At 67.7% G+C, this 19,052-nt stretch carries 17 protein-coding genes and 1 pseudogene; 11 read left to right on the top strand and 7 right to left on the bottom strand.

Annotated features, from left to right (window positions below; all coding sequences use genetic code 11):
• The first annotated feature begins 40 nt into the window (after positions 1-40).
• From MYA_RS15000 to MYA_RS14985, 4 genes and pseudogenes are all read left to right on the top strand, one after another.
• A pseudogene (locus MYA_RS15000) lies at positions 41-1,714 on the top strand (quaternary amine ABC transporter ATP-binding protein).
• Complete coding sequence (gene choW / locus MYA_RS14995; RefSeq protein ID WP_011880824.1) at positions 1,707-2,603, top strand: choline ABC transporter permease subunit; 897 nt, start codon at positions 1,707-1,709, stop codon at positions 2,601-2,603. The pseudogene MYA_RS15000 and the gene choW overlap by 8 nt, the downstream one beginning before the upstream one ends.
• A 113-nt stretch (positions 2,604-2,716) precedes the next feature.
• The gene (locus MYA_RS14990) at positions 2,717-3,712 is read left to right on the top strand and encodes a GlxA family transcriptional regulator (RefSeq protein WP_011880823.1); all 996 of its coding nucleotides are present in this window, start codon (positions 2,717-2,719) and stop codon (positions 3,710-3,712) included.
• A 120-nt stretch (positions 3,713-3,832) separates the two neighbouring features.
• Positions 3,833-4,780, top strand: coding sequence for a choline ABC transporter substrate-binding protein (locus MYA_RS14985; protein ID WP_014724007.1), 948 nt, complete (start codon positions 3,833-3,835; stop codon positions 4,778-4,780).
• Between the two features lie 55 nt (positions 4,781-4,835).
• Here the strand turns inward: MYA_RS14985 and MYA_RS14980 are convergent, their stop codons facing one another.
• From MYA_RS14980 to MYA_RS14970, 3 genes are all read right to left on the bottom strand, one after another.
• Positions 4,836-5,957, bottom strand: a complete 1,122-nt coding sequence (locus tag MYA_RS14980) for a WD40/YVTN/BNR-like repeat-containing protein (RefSeq protein ID WP_011880821.1) — start codon at positions 5,955-5,957, stop codon at positions 4,836-4,838.
• A gap of 55 nt (positions 5,958-6,012) precedes the next feature.
• Positions 6,013-6,282: a MoaD/ThiS family protein gene (locus MYA_RS14975; protein WP_014724006.1), complete on the bottom strand. Its 270-nt coding sequence runs from the start codon at positions 6,280-6,282 to the stop codon at positions 6,013-6,015.
• 147 nt (positions 6,283-6,429) lie between these two features.
• Positions 6,430-6,828, bottom strand: a complete 399-nt coding sequence (locus MYA_RS14970; RefSeq protein WP_014724005.1) for a nuclear transport factor 2 family protein — start codon at positions 6,826-6,828, stop codon at positions 6,430-6,432.
• A gap of 78 nt (positions 6,829-6,906) precedes the next feature.
• Here MYA_RS14970 and MYA_RS14965 point away from each other — a divergent pair, with 78 nt between their 5' ends.
• Positions 6,907-7,848 (top strand): LysR substrate-binding domain-containing protein, encoded by a 942-nt coding sequence (locus tag MYA_RS14965; RefSeq protein WP_034195543.1) that lies wholly within the window; start codon positions 6,907-6,909, stop codon positions 7,846-7,848.
• Between the two features lie 28 nt (positions 7,849-7,876).
• Here MYA_RS14965 and MYA_RS14960 read toward each other — a convergent pair whose 3' ends face one another.
• The 4 genes from MYA_RS14960 to MYA_RS14945 form a co-directional block, all read right to left on the bottom strand.
• The gene (locus MYA_RS14960; protein WP_014724003.1) at positions 7,877-8,566 is read right to left on the bottom strand and encodes an aspartyl/asparaginyl beta-hydroxylase domain-containing protein; all 690 of its coding nucleotides are present in this window, start codon (positions 8,564-8,566) and stop codon (positions 7,877-7,879) included.
• A 488-nt stretch (positions 8,567-9,054) separates the two neighbouring features.
• A complete protein-coding gene (locus MYA_RS14955; protein ID WP_014724002.1) occupies positions 9,055-9,582 on the bottom strand; it encodes a cytochrome b in 528 nt (175 codons plus the stop codon).
• Between the two features lie 193 nt (positions 9,583-9,775).
• On the bottom strand, positions 9,776-10,552 hold the full coding sequence (gene otnI / locus MYA_RS14950) for a 2-oxo-tetronate isomerase (RefSeq protein ID WP_014724001.1): 777 nt from the start codon (positions 10,550-10,552) through the stop codon (positions 9,776-9,778).
• A 145-nt stretch (positions 10,553-10,697) separates the two neighbouring features.
• A complete protein-coding gene (locus MYA_RS14945; RefSeq protein WP_014724000.1) occupies positions 10,698-11,777 on the bottom strand; it encodes a GlxA family transcriptional regulator in 1,080 nt (359 codons plus the stop codon).
• A gap of 241 nt (positions 11,778-12,018) precedes the next feature.
• Between MYA_RS14945 and MYA_RS14940 the strand changes: the two genes are divergently transcribed.
• From MYA_RS14940 to MYA_RS14915, 6 genes are read left to right on the top strand one after another with little or no spacing between them, the layout of a single operon-like run.
• On the top strand, positions 12,019-13,404 hold the full coding sequence (locus MYA_RS14940; protein ID WP_011880813.1) for an L-serine ammonia-lyase: 1,386 nt from the start codon (positions 12,019-12,021) through the stop codon (positions 13,402-13,404).
• Between the two features lie 15 nt (positions 13,405-13,419).
• Positions 13,420-14,664, top strand: a complete 1,245-nt coding sequence (locus MYA_RS14935; RefSeq protein WP_011880812.1) for a sarcosine oxidase subunit beta family protein — start codon at positions 13,420-13,422, stop codon at positions 14,662-14,664.
• 26 nt (positions 14,665-14,690) lie between these two features.
• On the top strand, positions 14,691-14,987 hold the full coding sequence (locus tag MYA_RS14930; RefSeq protein WP_011880811.1) for a sarcosine oxidase subunit delta: 297 nt from the start codon (positions 14,691-14,693) through the stop codon (positions 14,985-14,987).
• Entirely contained in the window at positions 14,984-17,995 is a 3,012-nt protein-coding gene (locus tag MYA_RS14925) for a sarcosine oxidase subunit alpha family protein (RefSeq protein WP_011880810.1), read from the top strand. Before MYA_RS14930 ends, MYA_RS14925 begins: the two co-directional genes overlap by 4 nt.
• Positions 17,985-18,614, top strand: a complete 630-nt coding sequence (locus MYA_RS14920) for a sarcosine oxidase subunit gamma (protein WP_011880809.1) — start codon at positions 17,985-17,987, stop codon at positions 18,612-18,614. The genes MYA_RS14925 and MYA_RS14920 overlap by 11 nt, the downstream gene beginning before the upstream one ends.
• Positions 18,611-19,051 (top strand): dihydroneopterin aldolase, encoded by a 441-nt coding sequence (locus MYA_RS14915; RefSeq protein ID WP_011880808.1) that lies wholly within the window; start codon positions 18,611-18,613, stop codon positions 19,049-19,051. The genes MYA_RS14920 and MYA_RS14915 overlap by 4 nt, the downstream gene beginning before the upstream one ends.
• The last annotated feature ends 1 nt before the right edge of the window (position 19,052 follow it).

Here is a 19,052-nt window from a genome sequence, read left to right as displayed (position 1 = left end):
TCGAGGCGGTTTTTCCATTCTGGCCGGCAGGCGAACCGGCATGCGCGCACCGCTCGAGCGTGCGCCGCGCAAGGCGCGCGGTGATGTCCCGAATGGCGTGGTTGCCGGCAATGTATCACAGTGGCCATGCGGGAATTTCAGGGTTGCCGACGGCCCGCGAACGTGGCGGTACACGTTCGCGATGCAGTCTTTTCGTACGACCATTCTTTTAATTTGCGCACGGCGCCGCGACGCGGCCGATCGGACGCAAAATTGTCGTAAAGCGACGCGCGCCACTTGTGTTTTTTCGCCCGACTGCGCGGGCTGCGCGTCGCGCTGCTGCGCACAAGTCCGGGACGCGATGCCCGTCGTTGCTGACGCTGCGCGTAGTGCGTCGCCGCAATCGGGGGCCGCCGCGCGCCGCGGCCCGCGGGGCGCGGCTGTGGGGTGTGTCGTATTTGCGCAAGCGTTTGTCGTAATTCGTCGGCAGGTCGGGGTTTTTTCTGGCAACTATGTAGGCACGCTAGACACGCGTGAGTCCCCGCTACACGAGGAGAAGGTTTCGATGGATGCCCCCAAGGTCGTGGTCGAAGGTCTGTGCAAGGTGTTTGGAAGTAACCCGCAACAGGCGCTCGACATGCTCGCCGCCGGCGCGACGAAAGATGATGTGCTCAAGCGTACCGGTCAGGTCGTCGGCGTGCACAACGTATCGTTCGACGTGCAGGAAGGCGAAATATTCGTGCTGATGGGCCTGTCCGGCTCCGGCAAATCCACGCTGATCCGCCTCGTGAACCGGCTGGTCGATCCGAGCGCCGGCAAGGTGCTGATCGACGGGCTCGACGTCGCGTCGGCGCGCCGCTCGGCGCTCACCGCGCTGCGCCGCAAGGACATGAGCATGGTGTTTCAGTCGTTCGCGCTGATGCCGCATCGCACCGTGGTGTCGAACGCCGCGTTCGGCCTCGAGGTCGCGGGCGTCGGCAAGAAGGAGCGCGAGCGGCGCGCGATGGAAGTGCTCGAGCAGGTCGGGCTCGCGCCGTTCTCGCACAAGCTGCCGTCCGAGCTGTCGGGCGGGATGCAGCAGCGCGTCGGCCTCGCCCGCGCGCTCGCGGTGAACCCGTCGCTGATGATCATGGACGAGGCGTTCTCCGCGCTCGATCCGCTCAAGCGCCGCGAAATGCAGGACGTGCTGCTGCAACTGCAGAAGGAGCAGCGCCGCACGATCATGTTCGTGTCGCACGATCTCGAAGAGGCGCTGCGCATCGGCAACCGCATCGCGATCATGGAAGGCGGCCGGCTCGTGCAGGTCGGCACGCCGCAGGACATCATCGCGAACCCGGCCGACGAGTACGTACGCGCGTTCTTCGACGGCATCGACACCAGCCGCTACCTGACGGCCGGCGACCTGATGCAGACGGGCGCCGTGCCGCTCGTGTCGAAGTGCGATGCGGAAGGCGTCGCAGCGACGCTGAACGGCAGCGCCGAATATGCGTTCGTGCTCGACGCGCAACGCAAGATCCGCGGCTTCGTCACGCGCGACGCGCTCGGTCAGGCCACGCCGTCGGTGCGGCCGATCGAGAGCATCCGGCGCGACGCGTCGCTCGAACATGTCGTCGCGCGCGTCGTCGCGAGCCCGAATGCGCTGCCCGTCGTCGACGACGAAGGCTGCTACTGCGGCTCGGTCGACCGCGCACTTATCCTGAAGGCCATCACGCGTTCGCGAGGCTCCCATGTCTGAAATCATTCCACTCGGCAGCTGGGTCGACCAGTCCGTTCACTATCTGCTCGATCACGACGCAAAGACCTTCGACGCGATCGGCCAGGCGATCGAGAGCCTCGCCGCATTGGTCGAACACGGCCTGCAGGCGATTCCGATGTGGCTGATGATGGCGATCTTCATCGGCGTCGGGCTGTGGCGCGTCGGCTGGCGCTTCGCGCTGTTCACCACCGCATCGCTGCTGCTGATCTTCGCGACCGGCTTCTGGGATCAGACGGTCATCACGCTCGGCCTCACGCTGTCGTCGACGATCATCAGCCTCGTGCTCGGCATTCCGCTCGGCATCTGGGCGGCCAAGAGCAAGTGGGTCGCCGCGACCCTGCGCCCGGTCCTCGACCTGATGCAGACGATGCCCGCCTTCGTCTATCTGATTCCGGCCGCGATGCTGTTCGGCCTCGGCCGCGTGCCGGGCATCCTGTCGACGGTGATCTTCGCGATGCCGCCGGCCGTGCGGCTGACGAGCCTCGGCATCCGCCACGTGAACCGCGAGATCGTCGAAGCCGGCCAGGCGTTCGGCTGCACGCCGTGGCAACTGCTGTACAAGGTGCAGTTCCCGAACGCGCTGCCGTCGATCATGCAGGGCGTGAACCAGACGATCATGATGGCGCTGTCGATGGTCATCATCGCGTCGATGGTCGGCGCGGGCGGTCTCGGCAACGACGTGCTGGCGAGTATCCAGCGCCTCGACATCGGCCTCGGCTTCGAAAGCGGTCTGTCGGTCGTGCTGCTCGCGATCATCCTCGACCGCATCACCGAGAGCTTCGGCCGCGCGCCGGGTGCCGTGAAAGCGCCGCTGTTCTCGGGCCTGAAGCACCTGTTCCGCGCGAAGGCCGCGCCCGCGCAAGCGTAACGCCCGGCGGCCGCGCGCTGCGGCCGCTTTTCCCGATCCGATACCGGCTTCCGTGGCCTGCGCCACGGGGCTGGCTGCGTGCAACCTGATCAACCGTTCGCCAGGAGCCCGATGTGACGTTCGCCGCCGCCGCACCCGCCCCCTGCGTTTCACCGGTTTCTTCCCTCGCTCATTTCGGTTTTCTCACGCTGCCGAACTTCTCGATGATCGCGTTTTCGAGCGCGGTCGAAGTGCTTCGGATGGCCAATTACGTCGGCCGCGCCGATCACTACAAGTGGTCGATCTATTCGCTCGACGGCAAGCCGGCGCAGGCCAGCAACGGCATCGCGGTGCGGCCCACTCAGGCGCTCGACCATGACAACCTGCCCGACGTGATGATCGTGTGCGGCGGCGTGCGCATCCGCGACGTGGTCGACGACGTCGCGCGCGACACGTTGCTCGCGCTCGCCGAGCGCGGGCTGCCGCTCGGCGGCATCTGCACCGGCGCGTATGCGCTGATGTCGAGTGGGTTGCTCGACGGCTATCGCTGCACCGTGCATTGGGAGAATCTGTCGGCGCTGCATGCCGAGTTTCCGCGCGTCGGTTTCGCCGACGAGCTGTTCGTCGTCGATCGCGACCGCCTCACCTGCACCGGCGGCACCGCGCCGCTCGACCTGATGCTGAACCTCGTCGGCATGCGCTTCGGCCAGCAGCTCGCCGCGCAGGTGTCCGAGCAATTCATTCTCGAACGTATCCGCAGCGCCACCGACACGCAGCCGATTCCGGTCGATGCGCGCGTGGGTTTTTCGCGGGCGGAGCTGATCGAGGTCGTGCGGCTGATGGAGGCGAACATCGAGGAGCCGCTGTCGCTCGAGGAGCTCGCGCGGCTCGTGCGGCTGTCGCAGCGTCACCTGCAGCGCATGTTCAAGGTGTATCTGAACGTCTCGCCCACCCACTACTACCTGACGCTGCGACTGAAGCGCGCGCGCGACCTGCTGCGCACGACCGACGCGTCGATTGCGCGCGTGACGACGACGTGCGGCTTTCATTCGCCGTGTCATTTCAGCAAGGCGTATCGCGCGCAGTTCGGTCACGCGCCGAGCTACGAGCGCCGCCTGCCGGGGCGCTGACGCGAACGGCGCACCGATACGCGAACCATCCGGTCCGCGACGCCGCCGGGATCGCGGCGCGCGGCTTTACCCATCGATCCCGTAGCCCAAGCAAACGACGTCACTTTGAGGAGAAGAAAGATGAAGCGCCTATTGATCGCAACGGTATGCGGGATCGGGATGGCAGCGCCGATGTCGGCGGTTTACGCGGCCGACCCGCCCGTGTGCAAGACCGTGCGCTTCGCGGACGTCGGCTGGTCCGACATCGCGGCCACCACCGGCCTCGCATCGGCGATGCTGCAGGGGCTCGGCTACACGCCGACCAAGACGATCGCGTCGGTGCCGATCACGTTCGCGGGCATCAAGAGCAAGCAGATCGACGTGTTCCTCGGCTACTGGTCGCCGACGATGGACCCGATCATCCAGCCGTTCACGAAGGCCGGGCAGATCAAGGTGCTCGCCACGCCGAACCTGACCGGCGCGAAATACACGCTCGCGGTGCCGGACTACGTGTACCAGGGCGGCCTGAAGTCGTTCGCCGACATCCAGAAGTTCGCGGACAAGCTCAACGGCAAGATCTACGGGATCGAGCCGGGTAACGACGGCAATGCGCTGATCAAGAAGATGATCGACGGCAACCAGTTCGGCCTCGGCAAGTTCAAGCTGGTCGAGTCGAGCGAGGCGGGGATGCTGGTCGAAGTGAATCGCGCGATCCGCGACAAGCAGTGGATCGTGTTCCTCGGCTGGGAGCCGCATCCGATGAACGTGCAGATGAAGATCGATTATCTGAGCGGCGGCGACGACGTGTTCGGCCCGAACTACGGCGAAGCGAAGGTGCTGACCGCCACGCCGCCCGACTACGCGCAACGCTGCCCGAACGTCGCGAAGTTCGTGTCGAACCTGCAGTTCACGACGACCATCGAGAACCACGTGATGGTGCCGATCATGAACAAGCAGGACCCGAACAAGGCCGCCACCGAGTGGCTGAAGGCGAATCCGCAATCGCTCGACAAGTGGCTGGCCGGCGTGACGACGATCGACGGCAAGCCCGGCTTGCCGGCGGTGAAGGCGTATCTCGGCGTGCATTGAGCGAGGTCGTACACGGCGCGCCGGCCGAATGGTCCGGCGCGCCGGACCTCGCGCGTTACCCGAAGCGCACGCAATACACCGGCGGCAAATGCGCGGACACCTGACGCCAGTTCTCGCCGCCGTCGCCGGACGTCCATAGCCCGCCCGTCGTCGACGCCATCGCGAGGTGCGTGCCGGTGTCGTCCACCGCGAGCCCGTGCCGATACACGAGGTCGTAGGCCGGCGCGGGCGGCAATCCGTTCGACAGGCTCTCGAAGCTGCGGCCGCCGTCGCGCGTGCGCGTGACGACGAAGCGGCCGTTCACCGGAATCCGGCACGCATCCTTCACGGCCGGCACGAACCAGGCCGTGTCGGGATCCTTCGGATGCACGGCGACCGCGAAGCCGAAGCTCGACGGCTGCGCGTCGATGCGCTGCCAGCGTGCGGCGCCATCGGTCGAACGGAAGATCGCGCAGTGATGCTGCGTCCACAGTACGTCGGGCGCGGCCGCGCACTGGACGACCCGATGCGGATCCTGCGCGTTGGGCTCGCCGCGCCGCTCGGGCGGCATGTAGTCCGCTTCCATCCCGTCGGCGCTGACGTGCCAGCTCGCGCCACCGTCGACGCTCTGCCAGACGCCGCCGCACGAGATGCCGACCGTCAGATGTCGGCTGTCGCGCGGATCGACCATCACCGAATGGATGCCCGGCGCATCGTAGCCGCCGCCGAACCACTCGGCGCGTTCCGGGCGGTCCCACAGCGCACGGTTCAGCGCCCACGAGTCGCCGCCGTCGTCGGAGCGGAACAGCCCGCCCGGTATCGTGCCGGCCCACAGCACGCCGGGTTCGTCGGCGCCGCCGGGTTCCAGCGACCAGATCTGCTGAAGCGTCCACGGCGCGCGCGGCGCGGCGGGCGCTTCGGCATCCGTATTGCCGGCGCCCGCGTCGGCCGGCTGCGGCGGATAGACGGGCACCGCGCATTCCTCCCATTCGTCCGCATCGGCACGCCTGCGATGCAGCTTGACCCCGAAATGGCCGAGATGGAGCGCCGCATACAGCGTGCCGTCGCGCGGATCGGCGAGCGTCATGCCGACCGGCTCGCCGATGAAGTGCGGCTCGCCGAGCGACCAGCCGCCGTCGCCGTCGGCGTGCAGCACGAACAGGCCCTTGCGGGTCGCGACGAGCAATCGGTCGTTCATGTCCGGTGTCTCCTGTGGGCTCGGGCGCGGCTGGCTGCGCCGCGCATGCGCCCCGTTATCCGCCCGACAACGCCTGCACGACATAGACGCGGCTGGCGTCGTCGAGCGTATCGGACAAGTGTTGCCGGTCGCGTACCGGATGGCCGTCGATGAACACCGACAGGTGCTTTCTCAGCGCACCCTGGTCGTCGACGATGTAGCCGCGCAGCCGCGGCTGCGCGGCGAAGGCCGTTTCCAGCGCGTCGCGCAGCGTGCGCGCGTCGATGTCGCGCTCGGGCATCTCGACATGCCGTTGAATCGATGCCGCGAAGAAGAGGTGTGCCATGGCAGGGGCCGGCAGCAGCGTGCGGGGGACGGTCTGTAGTTTAGGCGATCGTTCGGCAAATCGAGCAGGGCATCAGCCCGCTTCACCGGGCCGGCCGGCGACGCCATGCGCTTGCTGCGCCGCGCAACGGCGGCGCGCGGCGCGGCGTTACGCGTACTTGTCGCCGACCGTGCTGCGGATCGGGTAGGTGTCGTAGATGATCGTCATGCGCTCGATGCGTGCGGCGTCGTCGAATTCGAATACGTCGACGCACTCGAAGCGCACCGCCGAGCCGTCGTTCAATCCCCAGTCGTACACGAAATAGCCGGTGGCCCGACGTGCGCCGGTCGTGCTGACGCAGACGTCGATCGGCGTGATGCGGCTCTGGCCGGACGCCGCCGCGACTTTTTCGAAGAACGGCTGCGGCGTCATCCAGCCCAGAAACGGCGAGAAGATGCGCGCATCGGGCGTGAACAACGCGCAGATCGCCGCGACGTCGCCGCGCTCGAGCGCCTTCAGGTAGGTATCGACCTGCCGCGTGTATAGTGCGTCGGACGAGGAAATCATGGTATTTCTCCGCTGATGATGGACCGGCCCGTCGCGACTGCCGTCGCGCGCCGGTTCCGCCACGATAGCGACGCAGCGATGACCGAACAAACGAATAATCCGCAACCCGGGTATGCGGCCGGCGCATACCCGCTGGCGGACCTGACGCGCGCATTGCCGCCGCTGACGGCGTTGCAGGCGTTCGTCGCCGCCGCCGAGCTCGGCAGCTTCAGCCGTGCTGCCGAGCATCTGTGCCGGACCCAGGGCGCGGTGAGCCGGCAGGTGCAGCAGCTCGAAGCGTATTACCGCTGTGCATTGTTCGTCCGCCATGCGTCGGGCTTGACGCTGACCGCCGAAGGCGGCGCGCTGCTGGCGGTGGCCGTCGACGTGCTCGCCCGACTGGCGCGACACGCAGATGCGCACGCGCAGGCCGCGTCGGTCCTCACGCTGCGCGTGCCTTCCACGTTCGCGGTGCGCTGGCTGCTGCCGAGGCTCGCGGCGCTCAACCGTGCGTTGCCGCGCACCGAGCTGCGCATTCACACGTCGGCGGACGACACGCCGGATTTCACCGACGCCGGTTTCGACGCGATCGTCGTGCGCGGCAGCGGAACCTGGGCGGGAATGGCGGCCGTGCCGCTGTTCGACGAATGCTTGACGCCGATGTGCACGCGCGAGGCCGCTGCGTCGTTGCACGCGATCGACGATCTCGCGCGGGCCACGCTGCTGCATCCGGCGCGCAACCGCGACGAATGGCGCTGCTGGCTGGACGCGGTCGGCGCGACGCAGATCGACCGCAGCGCCGGCCTCGTGCTCGATACGCTCGAACTGACGCTGACGGCCGCGGAGCAAGGGCATGGCGTCGCGATCGGCGATCCGCGCATGGCGGCCGACCGGCTGGCCGCCGGAACGCTCGTCACGCCGTTTCCGCAGGTGGTGCGCAATGGCCTCGGCTACTACCTGGTTCATCCGGTGCAGCGCGCCGCGCAGCCGGCGATTCGCGCGCTCGCCGATGCGCTCGCGCAGCTCGCGCGCGAGGACTGACCGCTACGCAGGTGCGCCCGGTGGGCCGCTAAACGGGAATCGAGCGCCCGCGGATGCGGATCCCGAGCCGCACGATGCCGATCACCGCATTCGACAGCCACGTGAGCCATCGCGGCATTCCGCGCCGGCGGATGTCGAGCAGCAGCACGATGCGCACGTCGTCGCTGTCGTTCCATACCTCGTGCACGAACGTGTCGTCCCACAGCAGGAAGCGCCCTTCGTCGAGCCGGTATTCGCGGCCGTCGACCTTCAGCACGGCGGCGGGCGTGCCGTCCGCGCGCGTCGGCATCGACAGCACCAGGTAGCCGCGCAGGATGCCGCGAAACGGCCCGCGATGCGGCGGGATGTGCTTGCCCGGCGCGAGGAACGACAACGATGCGGACAGCACGTCCGGCGACGTCGCGACGAGCGACTCGACCGTCGGGCAGCGCGACAGGTTGCGCGGGAACGGCTGACCGTAAGCCTGCATGATGAACATCCGCCAGTCGCGCGCGTCGTTGGCGGAGATGTCGCGCTGCTCGCGCATGATCTCGTGAAAGCGCGGGATGCGCGGCATGTCGCGCGCCACGGCCAACGCCTCTGCCTGGATGTCGCGCCATGCGCCAACGAAACGCACGGCATCGGGAAACGCGGCCGTGTCGAGCACCGCGCTGCCGTCGATATGGCGGTCGTACAGCGTGCGAAGCAGGCCGGCTGCGTAGTCGTAAGCGACGGACATGATCGGAGGGCGATCCACGAGGTGTCGTCAGTCTGCCCCACGCGCGGTGGAGCGTGCGTTACGTGAGGTTACGCCCGCTGACGAAAGAATGACAGGGCGTTCGAGATGCGGCGCCGCGAATGAATGGCCACCATGCGTCGTCGGACCGGTGGTCATGCGCGCGCTCGTCGATTGGCGCAGCGATCGAATATGAAGCCGCAACGGCCAGGGGCCGCGACGTGCGTGGGCGGGTGCCCCGACGCCTGCATCGGCCCAGGTGCTGTCGCGCGCAGGTTTGCGACGCGCCGATCGGTGCGGCGGCGGCCGGTGTGGCCGGTAGAAGGGGGAAGGCGGGGATTCGGCGGAAGATCGCGACCTTGGCCGCCGTGCATAGGTACATGGGCACATCGACGATGCGGTAGCAGGCCGACGCCAGCCTGCTACCCGGTGCCGACGCGAGCGCGTCCCGCGTCGGCGCTACGGCATCGAGCATGCCGTTCCCGGCATGCTCACCACGGCATCATCCGCTGCATGGTCTGGTCGCGCAGCACGAAGCGATGCGCGAGTGCGGCCGCGACGTGCAGACAGATGCCGGCGAACAGCACCCACGCGAGCACGCCGTGCACGTCGCCCATCGCGTGCCCGAACTGCGATCCGGCTTCCGACAGCGCCGGCAGCGGCAGGACGCCGAGCAGCGTGACGGCCCATGCGCGCGACGACGCATTGATCCAGCCAAGCAGCGGCACGACGATCAGCAGCGCATAGAGCGCGAAATGGGTGGCGCCGGACAACTTGCGCATCGTGGGCGACAGCGTGTCGGCGGGCGGGCGATGCGTCACGCGCCACAGCACGCGGCACACCATCGCGGCGACCAGCGCGGTGCCGACGAGCAGGTGTGCGGCGATCAAGCCGACCGGTTGCGTGTCGCGATGCACGTCGGGCATCGTCCAGCCGATCAGGTACTGCGCGACGATGAGCGCCACGATCAACCAGTGAAGAAGACGGGCGACGGCGTCATAGCGTGCGGGTGTGGACATGGAGGCTCCTGGCAAGGCGGTGGGGATCGTAGGTATCGACCGGATTCTACGGCGGGATCGTTAACGAAACATTAAGCGTTCGGCAGCGCGCGGCGCCGCCGGTCCGGCGCATGACGCACCAGCTGCACGACGGCGTCGCCGCTCGAGCACCCCGCGCGCGAGACTGTCGTTCATCGTCGACGAGATACGGGAATTACAGGTACGGCCGGAGCCAGCCGAGCCCTTCGGACGTGCCGGCCTTCGGGCGGTATTCGCAGCCGATCCAGCCGTCGTAGCCGAGCGCGTCGATCAGCGCGAACAGGTACGGGTAGTTCAGCTCGCCGACGTCGGGCTCGTGCCGCTCGGGCACGCCGGCGATCTGAATGTGGCCGATGCTCGCGAAGTCGCGCCTGAGCTTGGTCGCGAGGTCGCCTTCGACGATCTGGCAGTGATAGCAGTCGAACTGCACCTTCAGGTTCGGCGCGCCGACTTCCGCGCAGATCGCATGCGCATCGTCCTGGCGGTTCAGGAAATAGCCGGGCATGTCGCGCGGGTTGATCGGCTCGATCAGGATCGTGACGCCGTGCGCGGCGGCGGCCTGCGCCGCGTGGCGCAGGTTCGCGACGTAGGTGTCGCGCTGGCGCGCGCGGTCCGCGCCCGGCGCGACGATCCCGGCCATCACGTGCAGCTTCTTGTTGCCGAGCACGCGCGCATAGTCGAGCGCGCGGTCGATGCCGCGGCGGAATTCGTCGTCGCGGCCCGGCAGCGACGCGATTCCGCGTTCGCCGGCGTCCCAGTCGCCGGGCGGCGCGTTGAACAGCGCCTGCTCGAGGTCATGCGCGTCGAGGCGCGCGCGGATGTCCTCGGCCGCGAAGTCGTACGGGAACAGATACTCGACGGCGCGAAAGCCGTCGTACGACGCAGCGGCGAAGCGTTCGAGGAACGCGTGCTCGGTGTACATCATCGACAGATTGGCGGCGAAGCGGGGCATGGCAACGGGTCCAGGAAGTGAATGGGGCGGGGCAGAGGGCGCCCCGCGTCGAATGTCGGTTCAGCGGTTCACGAGCTTCGCGCGCCGCGTGCCGCCCGTGCACGCGCGATCGCATGCGCGCACAACCAAACGGCAGGCGCGCCGGTCAGTCCGGGATGTCTTCGACTGAATCGGCAACGGCAACGGCATCGGCCGCCACGCCGGCGTCCACGGCTTCGCCGCCGCGCTCGCGATAGGCGGCCGGCGGCACGCCGAACTGCTTGCGGAATTCGCGGCCGAGGTGCGACGCGTCGGCGAACCCGCAACTCGACGCGATATCGGCGACGGTGCGGTCGGAGCTGGTCAGCAGCCATGCGGCGGTGCGCAGCCGCACCTGCTTTGCGAACGCCTGCGGGCTCTTGCCGGTTTCGGCCTTGAACAGCCGCTCGAGCTGGCGCGTCGACATGTCGAGCTTGCAGGCGAGCTCCTCGAGCGGCAGCGCGCGCCCGACGTGCTGTTCCATCAGAAGAATCGCGCGCTTGACCTTCGGATGCGTGGCCGGCTCGAGTCCCGGCGGATGCGGTTGCGGCGCATTGCCCTTCTGCATCTCGCCGACCAGCAGGATGCGCAGCGCCTTCTGCACGGTCGCATGGTCGAAATGGCGCAGCAGGATCGCGGCGGCGACGTCGATCGACGCGCGCCCGCCCGAGCACGTGATGCGGCGCCGGTCGATCACGAACAGGCGATCGGCGATCAGCATGTCGGGGTCGGCGTTCGGAAAGCGTTCGACGAAATCCCAGTAATGGAACCAGCTGACGCAGGTGCGATAGCCGTCGAGCACGTTCGCGCGCATCAGTGTGAACACGCCGGTGCAGATGCCGACCACCGTCGCGCCGCCCGCGGCCGCGCGGCGGATGAACTCCAGCGTGTCGGGGCCGGCTTGCGGCCCCGAATGCAGCAGCCCGCCGACCACGACCACGTAGTCGAACGGCTCGGCGTTCTCGAACGTTTCCCACGGCGTGATCTGGATCCCGCAGCTCGCCCGCACCGGCGCGAGCGTCTCGCCGATCACGCTCCACGCGCAGCGCACCGGCTTGCTGTAGTCGCCGTCGTCGGCGGACAGCCGCAGCATGTCGACGAACCCCGAAAAAGCCGTGAGCGTGAAGTTCGGCAGCAGCACGATGCCGAAGCGGATGCGCTGCGGCGCCGGTTCGGCGAGGGGGGAAGCGGGTACGTCGGATGTCATCGCGGTCAATCTCGTCACGCCCGGAAGGCGGGTCTCAGTCGTTTCACTCTGCGCGCGGGCACGGCGCCCGACTTGTGTTTTTGCGTCGCCAACCATCGTCAAAACGCATTTTCCTGCCGTCCTGCGTGGGGCTTGGCGGCGCTATCCCACGCCGATGCCGTTTTTGTTCTATCGGCCGATTTTACGCTTTGATGTACTGACGCCAACGACATTTCACGTACGCCTACCCAGAGGAAGCCAGATGAACGTCAGCGCGTTCGACCTGTTCAAGATCGGCATCGGCCCGTCGAGTTCGCATACGGTCGGCCCGATGATCGCCGCGTGCCGCTTCGCGTCGCACATCGACGATGCGAACCTGCTCGGCTTCGTGCGCCGCGTGCGGGTCGAACTATATGGGTCGCTCGGTGCCACCGGCAAGGGCCACGGCACCGACAAGGCGGTGCTGCTCGGCCTCGAGGGCCATCTGCCGGACACGATCGATCCCGACCTGATCGAGCCGCGGCTCGCGGCGATCCGCGCGGAGAAGTCGCTGACGCTGCTCGGCCGGCAGACGATCCGCTTCGAGGAAAAGGAGCATATCGGCTTCTTCCGCAAGATGATGAGCGGCACCAGCATCGTTCACCCGAACGGGATGCGCTTCCAGGCCTTCGACGAGCACGGGCAGTTGCTCGTCGAGAAAGAGTATTACTCGATCGGCGGCGGCTTCGTCGTGAACCGCGACGGCGATCGCGTGAACGGCGTGCGTGCGGCGGCCGACGTGCCGTATCCGTTCCGCACCGGCGACGACCTGATGCGCCAGTGCCGCGAGCACGGGCTGTCGATCGCCGAGCTGATGCTGCGCAACGAAGCCGCGCTGCGCCCGGCCGACGAAGTGCGCGCGGGGCTGCTCGCGATCTGGCGCACGATGGCCGCGTGCGTCGAGCGCGGCTGCAAGGTCGAGGGCGAGCTGCCCGGCCCGATGCGCGTGAAGCGTCGTGCGGCCGAGCTGAACGGCCGCCTGCGGGCGCGCTCGGAGGAGTCGCTGCGCGATCCGCTGTCGATGCTCGACTGGGTCAACCTGTACGCGATGGCCGTCAACGAGGAGAACGCGGCGGGCGGCCGCGTCGTCACCGCGCCTACCAACGGCGCGGCCGGCGTGATCCCCGCGGTGCTGCACTACTACGTGAAGTTCGTGCCGGGCTCGAACGAAGCCGGCATCCTCGAATTCCTGCTGACGGCCGCGGCGATCGGCATCATCTACAAGGAAACCGCGTCGATCTCCGGCGCCGAAGTCGGCTGCCAGGGCGAAGTGGGCGTCGCGTGCTCGATGGCCGCGGCCGCGCTCGCGGCGGTGATGGGCGGCACGCCGGACCAGGTCGAGAACGCGGCCGAGATCGGCATGGAGCACAACCTCGGGATGACTTGCGACCCGGTCGGCGGGCTCGTGCAGATTCCGTGCATCGAACGCAACGCGATGGGCGCGATCAAGGCGCTGAACGCGTCGCGCATGGCGCTCAAGGGTAACGGCCAGCACTACGTGTCGCTCGATTCGGTCATCAAGACGATGCGCGAGACCGGTGCCGACATGAAGACGAAATACAAGGAAACGTCGCGCGGCGGCCTCGCCGTGAACGTCATCGAATGCTAACGAAGGATCACTAACATGAGCCGCTACTCGATATTCAGCCTGTTCCGCAACGGCCTCTCGTATCACGAGAACTGGGAGAAGCAGTGGAAGAGCCCGGAACCGAAGAAGGAATACGACGTCGTGATCGTCGGCGGCGGCGGCCACGGCCTCGCGACCGCGTACTACCTCGCGAAGGAGCACGGCATCACCAACGTCGCGATCCTCGAGAAGGGCTGGATCGGCGGCGGCAACACCGCGCGCAACACGACGATCGTGCGCTCGAACTATCTGTGGGACGAATCGGCCGCGCTGTACGAGAAGGCGATGAAGCTGTGGGAGGGCCTGTCGCAGGATCTCAACTACAACGTGATGTTCAGCCAGCGCGGCGTGATGAACCTCGCGCACACGCTGCAGGACGTGCGTGACACCGAGCGGCGCGTCAACGCGAACCGGCTGAACGGCGTCGATGCCGAATTCCTCACGCCGGCCCAGGTCAAGGAAATCGAGCCGACCATCAACCTGAACAGCCGCTACCCGGTGCTGGGCGCGTCGATCCAGCGCCGCGCGGGCGTCGCGCGTCACGACGCGGTGGCCTGGGGCTTCGCGCGCGGCGCCGACCGCGCCGGCGTCGACATCATCCAGAACTGCCAGGTGACGGGCATTCGCCGCGAAGGCGGCGCGGTGGTCGGCGTCGATACGGTGAAGGGCTTCATCAAGGCGAAGAAGGTCGCGGTGGTGGCCGCAGGCAACACGACGACGCTCGCCGACATGGCCGGCGTGCGCCTGCCGATCGAGAGCCACCCGCTGCAGGCGCTCGTGTCCGAGCCGATCAAGCCGGTGGTCAACTCGGTGATCATGTCGAACGCGGTGCATGCGTACATCAGCCAGTCCGACAAGGGCGACCTCGTGATCGGTGCGGGCATCGATCAATACACGGGCTTCGGCCAGCGCGGCAGCTTCCACATCATCGAAGGCACGCTGCAGGCGATCATCGAGATGTTCCCGGTGTTCTCGCGCGTGCGGATGAACCGTCAGTGGGGCGGCATCGTCGACGTATCGCCGGACGCCTGCCCGATCATCAGCAAGACCGACGTGAAGGGCCTCTATTTCAACTGCGGATGGGGCACCGGCGGCTTCAAGGCGACGCCGGGCTCGGGCTGGGTGTTCGCGCACACGATCGCGCGCGACGAACCGCATCCGCTGAACGCGCCGTTCGCGCTCGACCGCTTCTATACGGGCCACCTGATCGACGAGCACGGCGCCGCCGCCGTGGCGCACTGATCCCGACCACCATTGGAGAAACCAACATGTTGCTGATCGAATGTCCGTGGTGCGGGCCGCGCGCCGAATCCGAGTTCACGTGCGGCGGCGAAGCCGACATCGTGCGCCCGGTCGCTAACGAGAACATGACCGACCGCGAATGGGGCGAGTACGTGTTCATGCGCGAGAACAAGCGCGGGCTGCACCGCGAGCAGTGGCTGCACACGCAGGGTTGCCGCCGCTGGTTCAAGGTGACGCGCGATACGGTCACCTACGAAATCAAGGGTTACGAAAAGTTCGGCGGGGCCGCCGGTCATGCACACGAAGAGGGCACGAGCAAATGAGCCAGAAAGACCGCCTCGGCACCGGTGGCCGCGTCAATCGCGCGATTCCGCTGACGTTCACGTTCAACGGCCGCACCTATCAGGGCTTCCAGGGCGACACGCTCGCGTCCGCGCTGCTCGCGAACGGCGTGCACTTCGTCGCGCGCAGCTTCAAGTACCACCGTCCGCGCGGGATCGTGACGGCCGACGTCGCCGAACCGAATGCCGTCGTGCAGCTCGAAACCGGCCCGTACACGGTGCCGAACGCACGCGCGACCGAGATCGAGCTGTACCAGGGCCTCGTCGCGACGAGCGTGAACGCGCAGCCGTCGCTCGAGCACGACAAGTACGCGATCAACCAGAAGCTGTCGCGCTTCATGCCGGCCGGCTTCTACTACAAGACCTTCATGTGGCCGCGCAACATGTGGCCGAAGTACGAAGAGAAGATCCGCGAGGCCGCCGGCCTCGGCAAGGCGCCGGACGTGCTCGACGCCGACCGCTACGACAAGTGCTACGCGCACTGCGACGTGCTCGTGGTCGGCGGCGGCCCGTCGGGCCTCGCCGCCGCGCATGCGGCCGCGACGGCCGGCGCGCGCGTGATCCTCGTCGACGATCAGCGCGAACTCGGCGGCAGCCTGCTGTCGTGCCGGGCCGAGATCGACGGCAAGCCGGCGCTGCAATGGGTCGAGAAGATCGAGGCCGAGCTGCGCAAGCTGCCCGACGTGACGATTCTGTCGCGCAGCACCGCGTTCGGCTATCAGGACCACAACCTCGTGACCGTCACGCAGCGCCTGACCGAGCACCTGCCGGTGTCGATGCGCAAGGGGACGCGCGAACTGCTGTGGAAGGTCCGCGCGAAGCGCGTGATCCTCGCGACCGGCGCGCACGAGCGCCCGATCGTCTTCGGCAACAACGACCTGCCGGGCGTGATGCTCGCGGGCGCGGTGTCCACCTACGTGCATCGTTACGGCGTGCTGCCGGGCCGCAACGTCGTCGTGTTCACGAACAACGACCGCGCGTACCAGACCGCGCTCGACCTGAAGGCATGCGGCGCGAAGGTGACGGTCGTCGATTCGCGTGCGTCGTCGAACGGCGCGCTGCCGGCCGCCGCGAAGCGGCAGGGCGTGACGGTGATGAGCGGCGCCGTCGTCACGGCGGCATCGGGCAAATGGCGCGTATCGTCGGTCGACGTCGCGTCGTATTCGAACGGGCAGACGGGCGGCAAGCTGCAGTCGCTGGCATGCGACCTGGTCGCGATGTCGGGCGGCTTCAGCCCGGTGCTGCACCTGTTCGCGCAGTCGGGCGGCAAGGCCTGCTGGAACGACGAGAAGGCGTGCTTCCTGCCGGGCAAGGCCGTGCAGCCCGAGGCGAGCGTGGGTGCGGCGGCCGGCGAGTTCGGTCTTGCCCGCGCGCTGCGGCTCGCGGTCGATGCGGGCGCCGAGGCCGCGAAGGCGGCGGGCTTCGTCGCTGCGCAGCGCGCGGTCGCGCCGCAGGCCGCGGAACTCGTCGAAGGCGCACTGCAGCCGCTGTGGCTGGTCGGCAGCCGTGAGGCCGCGGCACGCGGGCCGAAGCAGTTCGTCGACTTCCAGAACGACGTGGCCGCGGCCGACATCCTGCTGGCCGCGCGCGAAGGCTTCGAATCGGTCGAGCACGTGAAGCGCTACACCGCGATGGGCTTCGGCACCGATCAAGGCAAGCTCGGCAACATCAACGGGATGGCGATCCTCGCGCAGGCGCTCGGCAAGACGATTCCGGAAACGGGCACGACGACGTTCCGCCCGAACTACACGCCCGTGTCGTTCGGCACGTTCGCGGGCCGCGAGACCGGCGACTTCCTCGATCCGATCCGCAAGACCTGCGTGCACGAATGGCACGTCGAGCATGGCGCGATGTTCGAGGACGTCGGCAACTGGAAGCGGCCGTGGTACTTCCCGAAGAAGGGCGAGGACCTCCATGCGGCCGTGCAGCGCGAATGCCTCGCGGTGCGCAACAGCGTGGGCATTCTTGATGCGTCGACGCTCGGCAAGATCGACATCCAGGGCCCGGACGCGGTGAAGCTGCTGAACTGGATGTACACGAACCCGTGGAACAAGCTCGAGGTCGGCAAGTGCCGCTACGGGCTGATGCTGGACGAGAACGGCATGGTGTTCGACGACGGCGTGACGGTGCGCCTCGCCGACCAGCACTTCATGATGACCACCACCACGGGCGGCGCGGCGCGCGTGCTCACGTGGCTCGAGCGCTGGCTGCAGACGGAATGGCCGGACATGAAGGTGCGGCTCGCGTCCGTCACCGATCACTGGGCGACGTTCGCGGTGGTCGGCCCGAAGAGCCGCAAGGTCGTGCAGAAGGTCTGCCAGGACATCGATTTCGGCAACGAAGCGTTCCCGTTCATGAGCTACCGGAACGGCACCGTCGCCGGCGTGAAGGCGCGCGTGATGCGGATCAGCTTCTCGGGCGAACTGGCTTATGAAGTCAACGTGCCGGCCAATGCGGGCCGCGCGGTGTGGGAGGCGCTGATGGCGGCCGGCGCCGAGTTCGACATCACGCCGTACGGCACGGAGACGATGCACGTGCTGCGCGCGGAGAAGGGCTACATCATCGTCGGCCAGGACACCGACGGCTCGGTCACGCCGTACGACCTCGGGATGGGCGGGCTCGTCGCGAAGTCGAAGGACTTCCTCGGCAAGCGCTCGCTGTCGCGCGCCGATACGTCGAAGGAAGGCCGCAAGCAGTTCGTCGGCCTGCTGACCGCGGACGATCAGCTGGTGCTGCCGGAAGGCGCGCAGATCATCGCGAAGGACACGCAGGTGTCGGCCGCCGAGCCCACGCCGATGATCGGCCACGTGACGTCGAGTTATTACAGCCCGATCCTGAAGCGCTCGATCGCGCTCGCAGTGGTGAAGGGCGGCCTGAACAAGATGGGCGAGAGCGTCGTGATTCCGCTGGCCGACGGCAAGCGCATCACCGCGACGATTTCGAGCCCGGTTTTCTACGATACCGAAGGGGTGCGCCAGCATGTGGAATGAAACCAGAAACCAGACGCCGGTGGCAGGCGCGGGCGTCATGCTTGAATCGCCGTTCGTCGGCGCGGCCGATGTGCTGAAGCCGCATCAGGCGCGCGCATCGAAGAAGTTCACGCTGCGCGAGCGGCCGTTCCTCGATCTCGTCAACGTGCGCGGCGAGCCGGGCGACGCGGCGTTCGTCGCCGCGTTCGAGCGGGTGGTGGGCTGCCAGCCGCCGTCGGCCCCCAACACGGTCGCGCGCGGCGTCGGATACGACGTGCTGTGGCTCGGCCCCGACGAGTGGCTCGTGCGCTCGAACGGGCCCGTGCAGGCCGGCATGCTCGAAGGGCAGCTGGCCGAGGCGATGCAGGGGCTGTATGCGGCGGCCGTCGACGTCGGCAGCGGCTACACCGTCGTCGAGATCAGCGGCGAACGCGTGCGCGACGTGATCGCGCGCGGCTGCCCGCTCGATCTGCATCCGCGCATGTTCAAGCCGGGCCAGTGCGCGCAGTCGCACTACTTCAAGTCGCCGATCACGCTGATTCCGACCGGCGACGATACGTTCGAGATCGTCCTGCGCCGCAGTTTCGCCGACTATTTCGTGCGCATCATGCTCGACGCCGCAGCGCCGCTGGCATCATGAAGCCGTTCGACGAACCGTTCGTGGCGATCGATGCGCCGCGCCTGCGCGGGCGCGGCTGGAGCGTGTTCGTCGACGAACTGAAGGTGCCCGCGCGCATCGGCATTCATGCGCACGAGCATGAAGCGCCGCAGCCGGTCGTGATCGATGCGCGGCTCGGTTATCGCTGCGAGCCGAGCGAGGAAGGCGAGTGGATCGATTACGACGGCTACTGCGCGCGCGTCGCGTCGTTCCTGTCGCACAAGCCGCATACGCGGCTGCTGGAGACGCTCGTCGCCGATCTCGCGGTGATGTCGTTTCGGGAATGGCCGGCGCTGGAGTCGCTGACCTTGTCGATGTACAAGCCGAAGATCCGGCCGGGCACGAAACGCGTCGGCGTGTCGCTCGACTGGACGCGCGGCGATTACCTGCGGTGGACGGGCGCGGCGGGGCAGCTGTAAG

It is taken from the genome of Burkholderia sp. KJ006 (genome assembly GCF_000262695.1).
Classification (GTDB): Bacteria; Pseudomonadota; Gammaproteobacteria; order Burkholderiales; family Burkholderiaceae; genus Burkholderia; species Burkholderia vietnamiensis.
This window is presented reverse-complemented; position numbering and strand designations above follow the sequence as displayed.

What these genes read in the sequence shown, in the direction of transcription:
- choW (WP_011880824.1), top strand. Translation starts at nt 1,707, where the DNA reads ATGTCTGAAATCATTCCACTCGGCAGCTGGGTCGACCAGTCCGTTCAC.
- MYA_RS14985 (WP_014724007.1), top strand. Translation starts at nt 3,833, where the DNA reads ATGAAGCGCCTATTGATCGCAACGGTATGCGGGATCGGGATGGCAGCG.
- MYA_RS14980 (WP_011880821.1), bottom strand. Translation starts at nt 5,957, where the DNA reads ATGAACGACCGATTGCTCGTCGCGACCCGCAAGGGCCTGTTCGTGCTG.
- MYA_RS14975 (WP_014724006.1), bottom strand. Translation starts at nt 6,282, where the DNA reads ATGGCACACCTCTTCTTCGCGGCATCGATTCAACGGCATGTCGAGATG.
- MYA_RS14970 (WP_014724005.1), bottom strand. Translation starts at nt 6,828, where the DNA reads ATGATTTCCTCGTCCGACGCACTATACACGCGGCAGGTCGATACCTAC.
- MYA_RS14965 (WP_034195543.1), top strand. Translation starts at nt 6,907, where the DNA reads ATGACCGAACAAACGAATAATCCGCAACCCGGGTATGCGGCCGGCGCA.
- MYA_RS14960 (WP_014724003.1), bottom strand. Translation starts at nt 8,566, where the DNA reads ATGTCCGTCGCTTACGACTACGCAGCCGGCCTGCTTCGCACGCTGTAC.
- MYA_RS14955 (WP_014724002.1), bottom strand. Translation starts at nt 9,582, where the DNA reads ATGTCCACACCCGCACGCTATGACGCCGTCGCCCGTCTTCTTCACTGG.
- otnI (WP_014724001.1), bottom strand. Translation starts at nt 10,552, where the DNA reads ATGCCCCGCTTCGCCGCCAATCTGTCGATGATGTACACCGAGCACGCG.
- MYA_RS14945 (WP_014724000.1), bottom strand. Translation starts at nt 11,777, where the DNA reads ATGACATCCGACGTACCCGCTTCCCCCCTCGCCGAACCGGCGCCGCAG.
- MYA_RS14940 (WP_011880813.1), top strand. Translation starts at nt 12,019, where the DNA reads ATGAACGTCAGCGCGTTCGACCTGTTCAAGATCGGCATCGGCCCGTCG.
- MYA_RS14935 (WP_011880812.1), top strand. Translation starts at nt 13,420, where the DNA reads ATGAGCCGCTACTCGATATTCAGCCTGTTCCGCAACGGCCTCTCGTAT.
- MYA_RS14930 (WP_011880811.1), top strand. Translation starts at nt 14,691, where the DNA reads ATGTTGCTGATCGAATGTCCGTGGTGCGGGCCGCGCGCCGAATCCGAG.
- MYA_RS14925 (WP_011880810.1), top strand. Translation starts at nt 14,984, where the DNA reads ATGAGCCAGAAAGACCGCCTCGGCACCGGTGGCCGCGTCAATCGCGCG.
- MYA_RS14920 (WP_011880809.1), top strand. Translation starts at nt 17,985, where the DNA reads ATGTGGAATGAAACCAGAAACCAGACGCCGGTGGCAGGCGCGGGCGTC.
- MYA_RS14915 (WP_011880808.1), top strand. Translation starts at nt 18,611, where the DNA reads ATGAAGCCGTTCGACGAACCGTTCGTGGCGATCGATGCGCCGCGCCTG.